Annotated in this window: 17 protein-coding genes and 1 pseudogene; 14 read left to right on the top strand and 4 right to left on the bottom strand. The window is 40.5% G+C overall.

Features of this window, described 5'->3' with window-relative positions:
* Positions 1 to 18: 18 nt before the first annotated feature.
* The 3 genes and pseudogenes from FJR77_RS02395 (at position 19) to manA (ending at position 3,130) form a co-directional block, all read left to right on the top strand.
* Positions 19 to 366: a VOC family protein gene (locus tag FJR77_RS02395; RefSeq protein WP_140833171.1), complete on the top strand. Its 348-nt coding sequence runs from the start codon at positions 19 to 21 to the stop codon at positions 364 to 366.
* Between the two features lie 260 nt (positions 367 to 626).
* Positions 627 to 2,065, top strand: a pseudogene (locus FJR77_RS02390) (6-phospho-beta-glucosidase).
* Between the two features lie 120 nt (positions 2,066 to 2,185).
* Positions 2,186 to 3,130, top strand: coding sequence for a mannose-6-phosphate isomerase, class I (manA, locus tag FJR77_RS02385; RefSeq protein ID WP_140833173.1), 945 nt, complete (start codon positions 2,186 to 2,188; stop codon positions 3,128 to 3,130).
* A 41-nt stretch (positions 3,131 to 3,171) separates the two neighbouring features.
* Here the strand turns inward: manA and FJR77_RS02380 are convergent, their stop codons facing one another.
* Positions 3,172 to 4,512, bottom strand: a complete 1,341-nt coding sequence (locus FJR77_RS02380) for a sodium-dependent transporter (protein ID WP_140833175.1) — start codon at positions 4,510 to 4,512, stop codon at positions 3,172 to 3,174.
* Positions 4,513 to 4,746: 234 nt separating this feature from the next.
* Between FJR77_RS02380 and FJR77_RS02375 the strand changes: the two genes are divergently transcribed.
* Positions 4,747 to 5,487, top strand: coding sequence for a MerR family transcriptional regulator (locus tag FJR77_RS02375; protein WP_140833177.1), 741 nt, complete (start codon positions 4,747 to 4,749; stop codon positions 5,485 to 5,487).
* 41 nt (positions 5,488 to 5,528) lie between these two features.
* Here FJR77_RS02375 and FJR77_RS02370 read toward each other — a convergent pair whose 3' ends face one another.
* The 3 genes from FJR77_RS02370 to FJR77_RS02360 are packed head-to-tail and all read right to left on the bottom strand — an operon-like array spanning position 5,529 to position 8,169.
* Complete coding sequence (locus FJR77_RS02370; RefSeq protein WP_140833257.1) at positions 5,529 to 6,050, bottom strand: DUF1697 domain-containing protein; 522 nt, start codon at positions 6,048 to 6,050, stop codon at positions 5,529 to 5,531.
* 37 nt (positions 6,051 to 6,087) lie between these two features.
* Complete coding sequence (locus FJR77_RS02365; protein WP_140833179.1) at positions 6,088 to 7,266, bottom strand: BaiN/RdsA family NAD(P)/FAD-dependent oxidoreductase; 1,179 nt, start codon at positions 7,264 to 7,266, stop codon at positions 6,088 to 6,090.
* Between the two features lie 57 nt (positions 7,267 to 7,323).
* Complete coding sequence (locus FJR77_RS02360) at positions 7,324 to 8,169, bottom strand: DegV family protein (protein ID WP_140833181.1); 846 nt, start codon at positions 8,167 to 8,169, stop codon at positions 7,324 to 7,326.
* A 124-nt stretch (positions 8,170 to 8,293) separates the two neighbouring features.
* Between FJR77_RS02360 and FJR77_RS02355 the strand changes: the two genes are divergently transcribed.
* The 10 genes from FJR77_RS02355 to FJR77_RS02305 all read left to right on the top strand — a co-directional run bounded on the left by FJR77_RS02355 (position 8,294) and on the right by FJR77_RS02305 (position 15,983).
* Complete coding sequence (locus tag FJR77_RS02355) at positions 8,294 to 8,851, top strand: TetR/AcrR family transcriptional regulator (RefSeq protein ID WP_000004132.1); 558 nt, start codon at positions 8,294 to 8,296, stop codon at positions 8,849 to 8,851.
* A gap of 18 nt (positions 8,852 to 8,869) precedes the next feature.
* Positions 8,870 to 9,337: a deoxycytidylate deaminase gene (locus tag FJR77_RS02350; RefSeq protein ID WP_140833183.1), complete on the top strand. Its 468-nt coding sequence runs from the start codon at positions 8,870 to 8,872 to the stop codon at positions 9,335 to 9,337.
* An 88-nt stretch (positions 9,338 to 9,425) separates the two neighbouring features.
* Positions 9,426 to 10,055: a uracil phosphoribosyltransferase gene (gene upp, locus FJR77_RS02345; RefSeq protein ID WP_140833185.1), complete on the top strand. Its 630-nt coding sequence runs from the start codon at positions 9,426 to 9,428 to the stop codon at positions 10,053 to 10,055.
* Positions 10,056 to 10,228: 173 nt separating this feature from the next.
* Positions 10,229 to 10,819, top strand: a complete 591-nt coding sequence (clpP, locus tag FJR77_RS02340) for an ATP-dependent Clp protease proteolytic subunit ClpP (protein ID WP_000613475.1) — start codon at positions 10,229 to 10,231, stop codon at positions 10,817 to 10,819.
* A 78-nt stretch (positions 10,820 to 10,897) separates the two neighbouring features.
* Positions 10,898 to 11,185 carry a YlbG family protein gene (locus FJR77_RS02330; RefSeq protein WP_000462127.1) on the top strand — a complete coding sequence of 96 codons (288 nt, stop codon included), beginning with the start codon at positions 10,898 to 10,900 and terminating at the stop codon, positions 11,183 to 11,185.
* 65 nt (positions 11,186 to 11,250) lie between these two features.
* Positions 11,251 to 12,411, top strand: coding sequence for an ABC transporter substrate-binding protein (locus tag FJR77_RS02325; RefSeq protein WP_140833187.1), 1,161 nt, complete (start codon positions 11,251 to 11,253; stop codon positions 12,409 to 12,411).
* Positions 12,412 to 12,679: 268 nt separating this feature from the next.
* Entirely contained in the window at positions 12,680 to 13,549 is an 870-nt protein-coding gene (locus tag FJR77_RS02320) for a branched-chain amino acid ABC transporter permease (protein ID WP_020901916.1), read from the top strand.
* 3 nt (positions 13,550 to 13,552) lie between these two features.
* The gene (locus FJR77_RS02315; RefSeq protein ID WP_000662290.1) at positions 13,553 to 14,509 is read left to right on the top strand and encodes a branched-chain amino acid ABC transporter permease; all 957 of its coding nucleotides are present in this window, start codon (positions 13,553 to 13,555) and stop codon (positions 14,507 to 14,509) included.
* The gene (locus FJR77_RS02310; RefSeq protein WP_001185995.1) at positions 14,509 to 15,273 is read left to right on the top strand and encodes an ABC transporter ATP-binding protein; all 765 of its coding nucleotides are present in this window, start codon (positions 14,509 to 14,511) and stop codon (positions 15,271 to 15,273) included. Before FJR77_RS02315 ends, FJR77_RS02310 begins: the two co-directional genes overlap by 1 nt.
* Positions 15,273 to 15,983, top strand: coding sequence for an ABC transporter ATP-binding protein (locus FJR77_RS02305; RefSeq protein WP_000062219.1), 711 nt, complete (start codon positions 15,273 to 15,275; stop codon positions 15,981 to 15,983). Before FJR77_RS02310 ends, FJR77_RS02305 begins: the two co-directional genes overlap by 1 nt.
* Positions 15,984 to 16,142 lie beyond the last annotated feature (159 nt).

The following is a 16,142-nucleotide window of genomic DNA, read 5'->3' as shown; positions in this document are numbered from 1 at the left end:
TTTTATGGAGGATAGTAAATGAATTTAAATCAATTAGATCTTATCGTTTCAGATGTTCCCCAAGTCTGTGCTGACTTGGAGCGTATTTTGGATAAAAAGTCCGATTATGTTGATGACAGTTTTGCTCAGTTTACGATTGGCAGTCACTGTCTGATGTTGTCCCAAAATCATTTGGTTCCTTTGGAAAACTTTGAGTCAGGAATCATTCTTCACATTGAGGTTGAGAATGTAGACCAGAACTACCAACGGTTGAAAGAACTTGGTATTCAGGTTTTAAACGGTCCAACTGTAACCGATTGGGGAACAGAATCCTTGCTAGTGAGTGGCCCTGCTGGTCTAGTGATTGATTTTTATCGTATGAAATAGGACGCTTAGTCATTGACGTTAACTTTAGCTATTTTTACAACAGAAATTGCGAATATGAACTATTGAAAGATCGGAGCCATCCGGTCTTTTTCTTATCACAAGACTGTGATAGTTTACATTTTTATAGCAAAACTCTCAAACTCTTGCTTATTTTTTATTCAAACGTAAAAGCCCGCTCAGGACATCATTACCCAGATAGTTCCAAACTTTTTGTTTTCTTTTTAGTATAATAGAACTATCAAATCAAATGAGGTAAAGTGATGACAAAAATCCTACAATTTCCAGAGGGCTTCCTCTGGGGTGGGGCTACGGCTGCTAATCAATGTGAAGGTGCTTATAATTTAGATGGTCGTGGTTTGGCTAACGTTGATGTTGTTCCCATCGGTAAGGATCGTGAAGCTATTATCACGGGTCAGAAAAAGATGTTTTCGTTTGAGGAGGGCTATTTTTACCCAGCTAAAGAAGCCATTGATATGTACCATCATTATAAGGAAGATATTGCTCTTTTTGCAGAAATGGGCTTCAAGACTTATCGGCTTTCCATTGCTTGGACTCGGATTTTTCCTAAGGGAGACGAAACAGTGCCAAATGAAGCTGGTCTAGCCTTTTATGAGGATTTATTTAAGGAATGTCACAAGTATGGAATCCAACCTCTGGTAACCATTACTCATTTCGACTGTCCTATGCACTTGATTGAAGAGTACGGTGGATGGCGCAATCGTCGGATGTTAGACTTCTATGAAAAACTTTGTCGCACACTCTTTACCCGCTATAAGGGTTTGGTCAAATATTGGCTTACCTTCAACGAAATCAACATGATTCTCCATGCCCCCTTTATGGGAGCTGGTCTCTGTTTTGAAGAAGGAGAAAATCAAGAACAGGTTAAATATCAGGCTGCTCACCATGAGTTGGTGGCTTCAGCAACGGCGATTAAGATTGCCCACGAAATTGACCCAGAAAACAAGGTGGGATGTATGTTGGCGGCAGGGCAATACTATCCTAACACATCTCATCCGAGAGACTACTGGGCAGCCATGGAGGAAGACCGCAAGAGTTATTTCTTCATTGATGTTCAAGCGCGTGGGGAATACCCAAACTATGCCAAGAAGCAGTGGGAGCGTGAGGGAATTGAGATAGAAATGACTGCAGAGGATTTGGACTTGTTGAAGAATCACACTGTTGACTTTGTTTCCTTCTCTTACTATGCAAGTCGAGTGGCCTCAGGTGATCCAGAAGTTAAAGAATTAACTGCTGGAAATGTCTTTGCCTCCCTCAAAAATCCCTATCTAGATCCTCAGAATGGGGGTGGCAGATTGATCCACTTGGCCTTCGTATCACCCTCAATGCCATCTGGGATCGTTACCAAAAGCCTATGTTCATCGTAGAAAATGGACTAGGTGCTATGGATACACCGGATGAGAATGATTATGTAGCAGATGACTATCGGATTGCTTACTTAGAAGCTCATATAAAGACTATGCGAGATGCCATTTACCAAGATGGAGTAGACTTGCTTGGTTATACAACTTGGGGCTGTATCAATCTGGTTTCAGCTGGAACAGGCGAAATGAACAAGCGCTATGGATTTATCTATGTGGATCGAGATAACGCAGGAAATGGGACTCTCAAACGTAGCAAGAAGAAATCCTTCTACTGGTACAAGGATGTCATTGCCAGCAATGGTGCAAGCATTGAGTAGAGCACATTTGTTCACTATTTTTATAAAATCTTCTCCCTAATTTATAAGATGTGAAAAAGAGTTCTAATGGAACTCTTTTTTTGCTATAATGAGGGGAGAAAAATCAGACAGGAGATCGACATGTCAGAACCGTTATTTTTACAATCAGTTATGCAAGAAAAAATCTGGGGTGGAACCAAGCTACGTGATGAGTTTGGCTACGACATTCCAAGTGAAAAAATCGGAGAATATTGGGCCATCTCAGCCCATCCAAATGGTGTCTCTAAAGTTGCTAATGGTCGTTTTGAGGGAACAGACCTAGCTACTTTGTATGCGGAGCACCGTGAATTGTTTGGCAACCGTCCAGAACCAGTATTTCCACTCTTGACCAAAATTCTTGATGCCAACGACTGGCTCAGTGTCCAAGTTCACCCAGATAATGCTTATGGACTCGAGCATGAAGGCGAACTCGGAAAAACAGAATGCTGGTACATTATCGCAGCGGATGAAGGTTCAGAGATTATCTACGGTCACAATGCCAAGTCAAAAGAAGAACTTCGCCAGCAAATCGAGGATAAAAACTGGGAGGACTTGCTGACAAAAGTACCAGTTAAGGCTGGAGATTTCTTCTATGTACCAAGCGGAACCATGCACGCTATCGGTGCGGGCATCTTGATTCTTGAAACGCAACAGTCTAGTGATACAACTTACCGTGTCTATGACTTTGACCGTAAGGATGATAATGGTAACTTGCGTGAACTTCACCTTGAAAAATCCATTGATGTATTGAACATTGGTGAGCCTGCAAATAGCCATCCTGTAACTGTCAAAGCTGATGATTTATGCTCAACTCTCCTTGTATCCAATGATTTCTTTGCAGTTTACAAGTGGGAAATTACTGGAAAAGTTGACTTCGAAAAAACAGCTGACTACAGCTTATTGAGTGTCTTAGCTGGTCAAGGTCAGCTAACTGTTGATGGGAAAAATTATCCAATCCAAAAAGGTAGCCACTTTATCCTACCAAGTGATGTTGAAGCTTGGACCTTGGAAGGGCAAGGTTTGGAATTGATTGTTAGCCATCCATAAAAAAAGAAAGGGCCTGAGTTCATTACTCAAGTCCTTTTTAATTACATAAATTGGGCGATAAAGACCACGATGATGATGATTGGAATGACGAAACGAAGAAGGAAGAGCCAGACTTGGAACAGTCCTTGTTTCCATGGTGTTTCATTAAGATGGAATTCCTCTATAGCAAGAGCCTTCTTAAAGATGTAGCCTGTAAAGAGAGACAAGCAGAGGGCGCCGAATGGCATTAGGAGGTTGGAAACTAAGAAATCCATAGCATCAAAGAAGGTCTTCCCAAAAATGTGAACATCCGCCATGACACCGTAAGATAGAGCTGAAGGAATACCAAAGACAAAGGTCAAGATTCCTAAAATCACACTCCATTTGGCACGCTTACTGTTGTCCTGATCGGTGATATTGCCCACATTGATTTCCAGCATAACGACAGAAGAAGTGACCGTCGCAAAGAGGAAGAGCAAGAGGAAGAGGATGTAGAAAATGGTTCCAAAAGGCATCTTGTCAAAGAGTTGAGGCAAGACAATAAAGAGCAAGCTTGGTCCCCCTTCAGACTGGATGTTAAAGGCTGACATGGCTGGGAAAATGGCTAGACCTGCCATGATAGATACCGAGATATTCATGGCTACGATGGAAATCCCTGATTGAACCAGATTGGTTTGCTTATCCAAATAAGAAGCATAGGTCAGCATGGCTGTAACTCCTAGTGAGAGGGCAAAGAAAGATTGTCCCAGAGCATAGAGGAGACCAGCACTGGTCAGCTTAGAGAAATCTGGTTTGAGGAAGTAGAGACCTCCTTCCATGGCATTTGGCAAACTGAGAGAACGACCAATGATGACGACAAAGATGATAAAGAGCAGGGGCATCATAACCTTAGAAGCTCTTTCAATCCCTTTTTGAACACCACGTGATACAATAAAGATATTCAATAAGATAAAGGCTGCTTGAGCTCCTAGGGCAATGGCTGGATTTGAAATGATTGAAGTAAATAACTGAGCATAATCACCCGTTCCACCAAGTTGGAACAATTTTCCAAACTCAATACCTAGATAGACTAGAATCCATCCTCCAATAACACTGTAGAAAGATAAGAGGATAAAGAGGGCAAAGGCACCAATCCAACCGATAAAGTTGTACTTACTATTCTTGCCGAGTTTTCCAAAGGTTTTAATCCCAGAGACACCAGCGCTTCGGCCAAGGGCAAATTCAGCAAGGAGAAGTGGGAAACCGATTAAAATAGTGGAAATGAGAAAGACCAGTAAAAAGCCTCCTCCACCGTTAGCAGCAGTCATGTAGGGAAATTTCCAAACGGCACCAAGTCCGATGGCTGAACCAGCAGATGCTAGAATAAAGCCCAGTTTAGAACCCCATTGCGATTTTTCAGACATAGTTAAACTCCTAAAATTAGTATTACAAAAGAAAAAGCTACTGCCCTTGGCAAATAGCCTCATCAGTACTCAAGATGAGCGTTTCTTTTGATTGATAGACTTGACTATCCTATCATGTTTTCTAAGGTCTGTCAAGAAAACCATTTTCATGTTATGATAAAGTAAAAAATTTCGTAAAAACGCTTGACTCTGACCTAAGGGGAGGGGTTATACTATCAATGTAAGGAGGAAATCATGTACCATATAAAAGAAGCTGCGCAGCTTTCGGGTGTCTCTGTCAAGACCCTGCACCACTACGATAAGATAGGACTTTTGGTTCCTTTAAAGTCGGAAAACGGCTATCGAACCTACAGTCAGGAGGATTTGGAACGCCTTCAGGTTATTCTTTACTACAAATATCTAGGTTTTTCTTTAGAAAAAATAGCAGAGCTATTAAAGGAAGAAAGGACAGATTTATTGCCTCATTTGACCAGGCAGTTGGACTATTTGACTCGAGAAAGGGAAAATCTGGATACCTTGATTTCAACCTTGCAAAAAACCATTCAAGAACAAAAAGGAGAAAGAGAAATGAGCATTCAAGAGAAATTTGCTGGATTTAACTACCAAGACCATCAAAAATACCACCAAGAGGCGGTAGAGAAATATGGACAAGAAGTCATGGACCAAGCGCTGGAGCGCCAGAAAGGTCACGAAGACGAGGCTACGGCTGCCTTCAACCAAGTTTTTCAAGCATTGGCACAAAATCTTCAAGCTGGTCTACCTGTAACAGCAACTGAAAATCAAGAAGAAGCCGCTAAACTCTTGCAAGCCATCCGTACTTATGGATTTGACTGCTCTATTGAGGTATTCGGATATATCGGCAAGGGCTACGTCTATAACCCAGAGTTTAAGGAAAACATTGACAAATTTGGACCTGGAACAGCCCAGTACACATCAGATGTGATTGCCCACTATGTCCAAACTCAGACAAAATAAAATCGGAGGAGTGATCTTCCGATTTTTTCTAAATTCAAGTACTACTTGCTTAATAATTTTTCTACCACATTTAGTTTTCGCATGGTCAAATCTACATTGAAAAGCTTTTCAAGATAGTTAGTATTGAGCTTTTTTTGTTTTGCAGTTCTAGGGAGATAGAGGTAGAGACAGTGGTTACCGATACAAATTTCTTCTTCACCGTAATCAATTTTCAATTTGTCTAAAGGGAGGCTTTGAATAGATTCTTGATAAAAAATCACGTGTATACGGTCATAAAGATAGTGTTCTCCAAAAGGGTTTTCTTGGACAATGTTTTTAAAAATATCATTATTCTTAATGATTATTTTGAGATCGGCTCCAATCTTTTTCTTTATTAGAGTATGAACCTGTTCTCGTATTTTTTCTAAGGCTAAGTTACTTTCAAGAATGATATTACCACTTTGAATATAGGTTCGAACTTGTTGAAAACCGGCTTCTGTTAAGATATCTACTAGATAAGACATTTTAGGGATAGCATTTTTTCCATTAGGAGTAACACCTCTTAGTAAAATAATATGTTCCAAAGGACTTCCCTTCTTATTTGGTATTTTAGTCATTCAATTATTTATATATTTGATTTGAGCCTGCCACCCAGCCAGTACAGAGGGCAGAAGTGATGTTAAAGCCACCCGTGTGGGCATTGATATCCATGACTTCGCCTGCAAAGTGGAGTCCAGGGACCAGCTTACTTTCCAGAGTTTTAGGATTGATTTCCTTAAGACTGACACCACCCTTGGTAACAAAGGATTTGGCAAGGGACATTTTACCAGTTACAGGGATTTTGAGGTTTTTGATAGACTGGAGCAGTTGTTCGCGTTCCTTTTCAGTCAGTTGTTTGACTTTTTCTGGATAGCCTTGCACAAAAAATTCTGCCAAACGTTCTGGTAACAAGGTTTTTAAAGCATTTTTTAGAGATTTTTCCCGATTTTCTTCTAGAAATGCAGCTAAGTCCTTCTCAGAAAGTTGAGGCAAAACATCCAGTGAGAGAATCTCCCCACCCTTGACAAAGCTGGACATACGTAGGGCAGCAGGACCTGACAAACCAAAGTGGGTAAAGAGCAAATCGTGAGTGATGACATGCTTGCCATAACTTAGGGTCACATCATCCAATGAAATTCCCTGTAAGGCCTTGTGGGGGAAATCTGTCAACAAAGGACTTTCAGCGGCCTCAAGTTCAGTAATGGTATGTTTAAAATGACGGGCAATCTCGTGACCAAAACCAGTTGAACCAGTTGAAGGATAGGATTTACCACCAGTTGTGACAATGAGTTTATCACAAGAGAAAATTTGGTCAGCTGACTTAAGGATAAACTGATTTTCTACCTTTTTAACCGAAACAATTTCGGTTTGAGTAGCAACTTGACCACCTAGCCCAGTGATTTTCTTTTCTAAAGCTTCGATAATGGTACGAGACTTGTCACTAGCAGGAAAGACACGGCCGTGGTCTTCAACCTTTAGTTTAACACCATTTTCCGTAAAAAAGTTGATGATATCATGGTTATCAAACTGAGAGAAGACACTGTATAGAAAGCGTCCGTTTCCAGGGATACCAGCTAGCAGGTCATCTAGAGTTCCGTTGTTGGTTACATTGCAACGTCCCCCACCAGTCCCAGCTAGTTTTTTTCCAAGTTTCCGATTTTTTTCGATGAGTAGGGTTTTCTGTCCATAAAAGCTACTGGAAATCGTAGCCATCATGCCAGCAGGACCTCCACCGATGACAATAGTATCAAAATGTTTCATAGCTCTATTGTACCACAAAAAAACAAGAGATGAAGTCACCTCTTGTCGAGAATGTAATTAATCAATTTCATATCCCATTAGCAGACCGCCATCTTCTGCATAAAAACTGCAGAGACCAGAGGTTGGGAGAATCTTAATATCCGCATGTGGGAAGGTTTCACGGATTCGCTCTGACAGTTGTTGACAGAATTTTTCATTATTGCGATGGGCCATGACAATTCGACCACCAGCATATCCAGCTTTTATCAACTCTTCATGGGCTGCCTGAATCGATTTCTTTGGTCCTCTTGCTTTTTGTAGCAATTCAAGGGTTCCAGTTTCACTAGCTTCTCCGACCATACGAATATTGAGAAGGCCAACGACTGTACCGATAAGCTTGCTCAAACGGCCGTTCTTCACCAAGTTATCGACTTTGGCTAGGACAAAGAGTAACTTGGTTTTTTCTTGATAGGTAGTGATAGCTTCAACCACTTCTTCAAAAGATAAGCCCTGGTCAATCAAGTCATTTAATTTTTCTACGAGCAAGTCAACTTCCCCACCAGCAGACAAACTATCAATTACATGAATCTTAGTGTCAGGATGATCTTCCAGATAAATATTCTTAGCTAGTTGAGCACTATTGTGACTACCAGAAAGAGTACCTGTGATGGTTACTAGGAAAATGTTTTTGGCTCCTTCAAATGCTCGCAAATAATCATCTGGGCTTGGACAAGCTGATTTTGAAGCTTCTGCAGTTGCATACATGGTTTCCATCATTTGGTCAATGTCAAGATTGGCATCATCAACAAAGACCTGATCAGCTACTTGAATGGTTAAGGGAACATTCACAAAGGTTGTATCGATAGCTGGTCTTGCCAGCTGACGATAATCACAACCAGAGTCAGCAATAATCTTCCAAGTCATAGAAATTCTCCATCTTTGTCAGTTATACATTGACAAAGGTTCTGTCTTTTTTTACAATTATATCATGAAAACCCTTGAAACAAAAGCTTCATCCGTCTGTTGTGACAAGTAGAAAGAAAATGTTATGTCTGAACGTAGAATCTCTGAAAAGTCTCTTGAAAATCTCAGAAAATCAAACCAAGAATCCAATTTATTAACCAGAGAAGCCATCGAAACAGCCCTCTTGCAACTCTTGGAAAAAAAGGACTTGACCAAGATTAGTATTTCTGAATTGGTCAAACGTGCAGGTGTTTCGCGTGCGGCCTTTTATCGCAATTATGATTCCAAAGAGGAAATTTTAGAGAGCGTCTTTAAACGGAGTGTCCACAATATTATGGAACAGCTACATCATTACGATTTAAAGACAGACCTCTATTTGGTCTGGGTTCACCTTTTCCGGGAGGCAAGAAAAGAAGCAAGAGTGATTCAATTGGCCTTAGATTACCATTTGGAAAAAATCTTTGTCCAAGCCATGCAGGAATTTCTAGAAAAATACCATGGAAAATCAAAAGGTGTCAGCTCTTATCTTCATTCCTTCTGGAGCTCGGCCATCGTCTCTGTTCTCTTAAAATGGATCAAGGATGGCATGAAGGTGCCAGCTGAAAAGATTGCGGACTTACGGTTACCATTTTTTAAAAAATAGAGAAAAAGGAGAAAAGAGATGACTGAAAAAAGACTAGCCTGGGATGAGTACTTTGCAGCCCAAGCCCTACTAATTGCCAATCGTTCCACTTGTAAACGTGCCAAAGTGGGCGCAATTTTGGTAAAGGATAATAAGGTAATTTCCACTGGTTACAATGGTTCGGTGTCAGGAACCGAGCATTGTATTGATCACGAATGTCTGGTCATTGAAGGCCACTGTGTTCGTACCCTTCACGCCGAGGTCAATGCTATCCTTCAAGGTGCAGAACGTGGTGTTCCTAAAGGCTTTACAGCCTATGTAACCCATTTTCCTTGTCTCAACTGTACAAAACAATTGCTTCAAGTTGGTTGTAAGCGCGTGGTTTATATCAACCAGTACAGAATGGACGACTACGCCCAATACCTTTATCAAGAAAAAGGGACAGAATTGACCTATTTACCACTGGAGACAGTGCAAGCAGCTCTTAAAGAGGCTGATCTAATGTAAAATTTATCAAAAATAAATGGTTTAGAAAGATTTTTAAACCGTTTTTTGGTATAATAAGAAGAATAAATTGAAAGAAGGAATTCCAAAAATGGGAAAAATTGAAGTTATTAATCATCCACTGATTCAACACAAATTGTCAATCTTGCGTCGTACAGATACTTCTACAAAAGCTTTCCGTGAGCTAGTAGATGAGATTGCAATGTTGATGGGGTATGAAGTACTTCGTGATCTTCCACTAGAAGATGTGGAAATCGAAACACCAATTACAAAAACAGTTCAAAAACAATTGGCAGGTAAAAAATTGGCCATCGTTCCAATCTTGCGTGCAGGTATCGGAATGGTTGATGGTCTCTTGAGCTTGGTTCCAGCTGCTAAAGTTGGTCACATCGGTATGTACCGTGATGAAGAAACACTTCAACCAGTTGAGTATTTGGTGAAATTGCCTGAAGATATTGACCAACGTCAAATTTTTGTCGTAGACCCAATGTTGGCAACAGGTGGATCAGCAATCTTAGCTGTTGACTCGCTTAAAAAACGTGGCGCATCAAATATCAAATTTGTCTGCCTTGTATCTGCACCAGAAGGTGTAAAAGCCCTTCAAGAAGCTCATCCAGATGTAGAAATCTTTACAGCAGCCTTGGATGACTGCTTGAACGAACACGGTTATATCGTTCCAGGTCTTGGAGATGCTGGAGACCGCTTGTTCGGTACAAAATAACATCGAAAAGAAGAATGATTTGGAAAAGTATTTCCAGTCGTGAAAGGGGGTTGAATTTTTGTTTCTGTTTGATGAAAACAGAGCAAAAATTTGACCTTTTTTGACCAAAATATTATAATAGTCTTATATTTAGTCATTTGACCAACAAAATTAAAACTCAAAAGGAGAAATGAATGATTCCTGTAGTTATTGAACAAACAAGCCGTGGAGAACGTTCATACGATATTTACTCACGTCTTCTCAAAGACCGCATTATTATGCTGACAGGTCCAGTTGAAGATAATATGGCTAATTCTGTTATTGCCCAGTTGCTTTTCTTGGATGCCCAAGATAGTACAAAAGATATTTACCTTTATGTCAATACACCTGGTGGTTCCGTTTCAGCTGGTTTGGCAATCGTTGATACCATGAACTTTATCAAGGCAGATGTCCAAACCATCGTTATGGGAATGGCTGCATCTATGGGGACAGTCATCGCATCAAGTGGGGCAAAAGGCAAACGTTTCATGCTTCCAAATGCTGAATATATGATTCACCAACCAATGGGTGGTACAGGTGGTGGTACCCAACAAACCGATATGGCGATTGCTGCAGAACACTTGCTTAAAACTCGTAATACCTTGGAAAAAATCTTGGCTGAAAATTCAGGTCAGTCAATTGAAAAAGTCCATGCAGATGCAGAACGTGATAACTGGATGAGTGCCCAAGAAACACTTGAATATGGCTTCATTGATGAAATCATGGCCAACAATTCATTGAACTAATGATTAAAGAAGGCAAACTCGACTGGGTTTGCTTTTTTTGGTATAATAAGGAGAAATTTCTTAGAAAGAGGATTTATCATGTTTGAAAAAGTCAATCGTTCTGGCTTGATTATCTATCTTTACTATAATCGTGATGCAAAAAAACTGCAGGATTATGGAGATATTACCTATCATTCCAAGAAACATCGTTACTTACAACTCTATGTTCCAACTCAAGAAGTGGAGCAATTGGTCGGGCGCTTGAGCAAGGAAAAGTTTATAAAAAAAGTCAGAGTTTGTCATATTCAAGAGCTGGAAACACCCTTTGTGGGCAATCTTTATCGAGAGGAAAACGTTATCATCGAAAAAGTTCAAGAAAAGTGTTGACAATTTTCTGATAATTCGGTATATTCTTAACATGCTATTTATTTAAGAAATAAGGAGACAAAAAGATGAAGAAAAAATTTGCCCTATCGTTTGTGGCGCTTGCAAGTGTAGCACTTCTTGCAGCCTGTGGAGAAGTGAAGTCTGGAGCAGTCAACACTACTGGTAACTCAGTAGAGGAAAAGACAATCAAAATCGGATTTAACTTTGAAGAAACTGGTGCCGTAGCAGCCTACGGGACATCTGAACAAAAAGGTGCTCAACTTGCTGTTGATGAAATCAATGCAGCAGGTGGTATCGACGGAAAACAAATCGAAGTAGTTGATAAAGATAACAAGTCTGAAACAGCAGAAGCTGCTTCAGTAACAACTAACCTTGTAACCCAATCTAAGGTATCAGCAATCGTAGGACCTGCGACATCTGGTGCAACTGCAGCTGCGGTAGCGAACGCTACAAAAGCAGGTGTTCCATTGATTTCGCCAAGTGCGACTCAAGATGGATTGACTAAAGGTCAAGATTACCTCTTTATCGGAACTTTCCAAGATAGCTTCCAAGGAAAAATTATCTCAAACTATGTTTCTGATAAATTAAACGCTAAGAAAGTTGTTCTATACACTGACAACGCCAGCGACTATGCTAAAGGGATTGCCAAAGCCTTCCGTGAAGCTTACAAAGGTGAAATCGTTGCAGATGAAACTTTCGTAGCAGGTGATACAGACTTCCAAGCAGCCCTTACAAAAATGAAAGGGAAAGACTTTGATGCCATTGTTGTTCCTGGTTACTACACTGAAGCTGGTAAAATTGTAAACCAAGCGCGTGGTATGGGAATTGACAAGCCAATCGTTGGTGGTGATGGATTCAACGGTGAAGAGTTTGTACAACAAGCAACTCCTGAAAAAGCATCAAACATCTACTTTATCTCAGGCTTCTCAACTACTGTAGAAGTTTCAGCTAAAGCAAAAGCCTTCCTTGATGCTTACCGTGCTAAGTACAACGAAGAGCCTTCAACATTTGCAGCCTTGGCTTATGATTCAGTTCACCTTGTAGCAAACGCAGCAAAAGGCGCTAAAAACTCAGGTGAGATTAAGGACAACCTTGCTAAAACAAAAGACTTTGAAGGTGTAACTGGTCAAACAAGTTTCGATGCAGACCACAACACAGTTAAAACTGCTTACATGATGACCATGAACAATGGTAAGGTTGAAGCAGCAGAAGTTGTAAAACCATAATAGAAAAATGTTGAAATAGGGAATGAGCCTCGGACTCACTCCCTGTTTCGATGTTTAATACTCTTTGAAAATCAAATTCAAACTGCGTCAACGTCGCCTTGGATTATATATGTGAATGACTTCGTCAGTCTTATCTACAACCTCAAAGCAGTGCTTTGAGCAACCTGCGGCTAGTTTCCTAGTTTGCTCTTTGATTTTCATTGAGTATAAGAACTTATCAAAAAATGAGGGAAAATCCTCAAAATTATATATAGAAAGAGTGAATCTTATGCTCCAACAACTAGTAAATGGTTTGATTCTAGGTAGTGTATACGCGCTGTTAGCCCTAGGGTATACCATGGTTTACGGAATTATCAAGCTCATCAACTTCGCCCACGGTGATATTTATATGATGGGAGCCTTTATCGGTTATTTCTTGATTAATTCTTTCCAAATGAATTTCTTTGTAGCGCTTATTGTAGCTATGCTAGCGACAGCCGTTCTTGGTGTCGTGATTGAATTTCTTGCTTACCGACCTTTACGCCACTCTACTCGTATTGCTGTTTTGATTACAGCTATTGGGGTTTCCTTCCTACTGGAGTATGGTATGGTCTATTTGGTTGGTGCCAATACTCGTGCCTTCCCTCAAGCGATTCAAACAGTTCGCTATGATTTGGGACCAGTTAGCCTAACAAACGTGCAGTTAATGATTTTGGCTATTTCCTTGATTTTGATGATTTTGTTACAAGTTATTGTTCAAAAGACAAAGATGGGGAAAGCCATGCGTGCAGTATCTGTAGATAGCGATGCGGCGCAATTGATGGGGATCAATGTAAACCGTACTATCAGCTTTACCTTTGCTTTGGGTTCTGCTCTTGCGGGTGCGGCTGGTGTTCTGATTGCTCTTTATTATAACTCTCTTGAGCCTTTGATGGGGGTTACTCCAGGTCTTAAGTCATTCGTTGCCGCAGTACTTGGTGGTATTGGAATTATTCCTGGTGCGGCTCTTGGTGGTTTTGTGATTGGTCTATTGGAAACTTTTGCGACAGCCTTTGGAATGTCAGACTTCCGTGATGCCATTGTTTATGGAATCTTGTTGTTGATCTTGATTGTCCGCCCAGCTGGTATCCTTGGTAAGAATGTGAAAGAGAAGGTGTAAACGATGAAAGAAAATTTAAAAGTTAATATTCTATGGTTACTCCTTTTGTTAGCTGGTTATGGCTTGATTAGTGTACTGGTTTCAGTCGGAGTACTCAATCTATTTTATGTACAGATTTTACAACAAATTGGAATTAATATTATTCTGGCTGTTGGTCTTAACTTAATCGTTGGTTTTTCAGGACAATTTTCACTTGGGCATGCTGGTTTCATGGCGATTGGTGCCTACGCAGCAGCTATTATTGGTTCTAAATCACCAACCTACGGTGCCTTCTTTGGAGCTATGCTTGTAGGGGCTTTGCTTTCAGGAGCAGTTGCCTTACTTGTCGGAATTCCAACCTTGCGCTTGAAGGGGGACTATCTTGCGGTAGCAACTCTCGGTGTATCTGAAATTATCCGTATCTTTATCATCAATGGTGGAAGCCTTACAAATGGTGCGGCAGGTATCTTAGGGATTCCTAACTTTACAACTTGGCAAATGGTTTACTTCTTTGTCGTGATTACAACCATTGCAACCTTGAACTTCTTGCGTAGTCCAATTGGTCGTTCAACCCTCTCCGTTCGTGAGGATGAAATTGCTGCTGAGTCAGTTGGGGTTAATACGACTAAAATTAAAATCATCGCTTTTGTTTTTGGTGCTATTACTGCAAGTATTGCAGGGTCACTTCAGGCAGGATTTATTGGATCTGTTGTACCGAAAGATTACACTTTCATCAACTCAATCAACGTTTTGATCATTGTTGTATTTGGTGGACTTGGTTCAATTACAGGTGCGATTGTTTCGGCTATTGTTCTGGGAATTTTGAATATGCTTCTCCAAGATGTTGCTAGCGTGCGTATGATTATTTACGCTTTGGCCTTGGTATTGGTAATGATTTTCAGACCAGGTGGACTTCTTGGAACATGGGAATTGAGCCTATCACGTTTCTTTAAAAAATCTAAGAAGGAGGAACAAAACTAATGGCATTACTTGAAGTAAAACAGTTAACCAAACATTTTGGCGGTCTAACAGCTGTTGGAGATGTGACTCTTGAATTGAACGAAGGGGAACTGGTTGGACTAATCGGTCCAAATGGAGCTGGGAAAACCACCCTTTTCAACCTCTTGACGGGTGTTTATGAACCAAGCGAGGGAACGGTAACCTTAGATGGTCACCTTTTGAATGGAAAGGCACCATATAAGATTGCCTCTTTAGGCCTTGGACGTACTTTCCAAAATATCCGTCTCTTTAAAGATTTAACAGTTTTGGATAATGTTTTGATTGCTTTTGGCAACCATCACAAACAACATGTTTTTGCTAGTTTCTTACGCTTACCAGCTTTTTACAAGAGTGAAAAAGAATTAAAGGCTAAGGCTTTGGAATTGCTGAAAATCTTTGATTTAGATGGTGATGCAGAGACTCTTGCTAAAAATCTCGCCTACGGACAACAACGTCGTTTGGAAATTGTTCGTGCCCTTGCTACGGAACCTAAAATTCTCTTTTTAGATGAACCAGCAGCAGGTATGAACCCGCAGGAAACAGCGGAATTGACTGAGTTAATTCGTCGTATCAAAGATGAATTTAAAATTACAATCATGCTGATTGAACACGATATGAATCTGGTCATGGAAGTAACAGAACGTATCTACGTACTTGAATATGGTCGTTTGATTGCTCAGGGAACTCCAGACGAAATTAAGACCAATAAACGCGTTATCGAAGCTTATCTAGGAGGTGAAGCCTAATGTCTATGTTAAAAGTTGAAAATCTTTCTGTACATTACGGTATGATCCAGGCAGTCCGTGATGTAAGCTTTGAAGTTAATGAAGGAGAAGTTGTTTCCCTTATCGGTGCCAATGGTGCTGGTAAAACAACCATTCTCCGTACCTTGTCAGGTCTAGTTAGACCAAGTTCAGGAAAAATTGAATTTTTAGGTCAAGAAATCCAAAAAATGCCAGCTCAGAAAATCGTGGCAGGTGGGCTTTCACAAGTACCAGAAGGACGCCACGTCTTCCCTGGCTTGACTGTTATGGAAAATCTTGAAATGGGAGCTTTCTTAAAGAAAAATCGTGAAGAAAATCAAGCTAACTTGAAGAAGGTTTTCTCACGCTTCCCACGTCTAGAAGAACGGAAGAACCAAGATGCAGCCACTCTTTCAGGAGGGGAACAACAAATGCTTGCCATGGGACGCGCTCTTATGTCAACACCAAAACTTCTTCTTTTAGATGAACCATCAATGGGACTTGCCCCAATCTTTATCCAAGAAATTTTTGATATCATTCAAGATATCCAGAAACAAGGAACAACCGTCCTCTTGATTGAACAAAATGCCAATAAAGCACTTGCAATCTCTGACCGAGGCTATGTACTGGAAACAGGAAAAATCGTCCTATCAGGAACAGGAAAAGAACTCGCCTCATCAGAAGAAGTCAGAAAAGCGTATCTGGGTGGCTAAAACAATCCAGTGGATTGTTTTAGTCGGCAGATGAAGATTGCGTAAGCAATCTTCGCATAGTCTGGGAGACTAGTTTAGGTTGCAAATGAAGATTACGAAGTAATCCTCATTAATAGTCCAGGAGACCTTTTAGTCGGCATATTTGGATTGTAAACAAAT

Source organism: Streptococcus shenyangsis, assembly GCF_006385785.1.
GTDB lineage: Bacteria > Bacillota > Bacilli > Lactobacillales > Streptococcaceae > Streptococcus > Streptococcus shenyangsis.
Note: the sequence above shows the minus strand (reverse complement) of the source record. Positions and strands in the feature narration are given on the sequence as shown.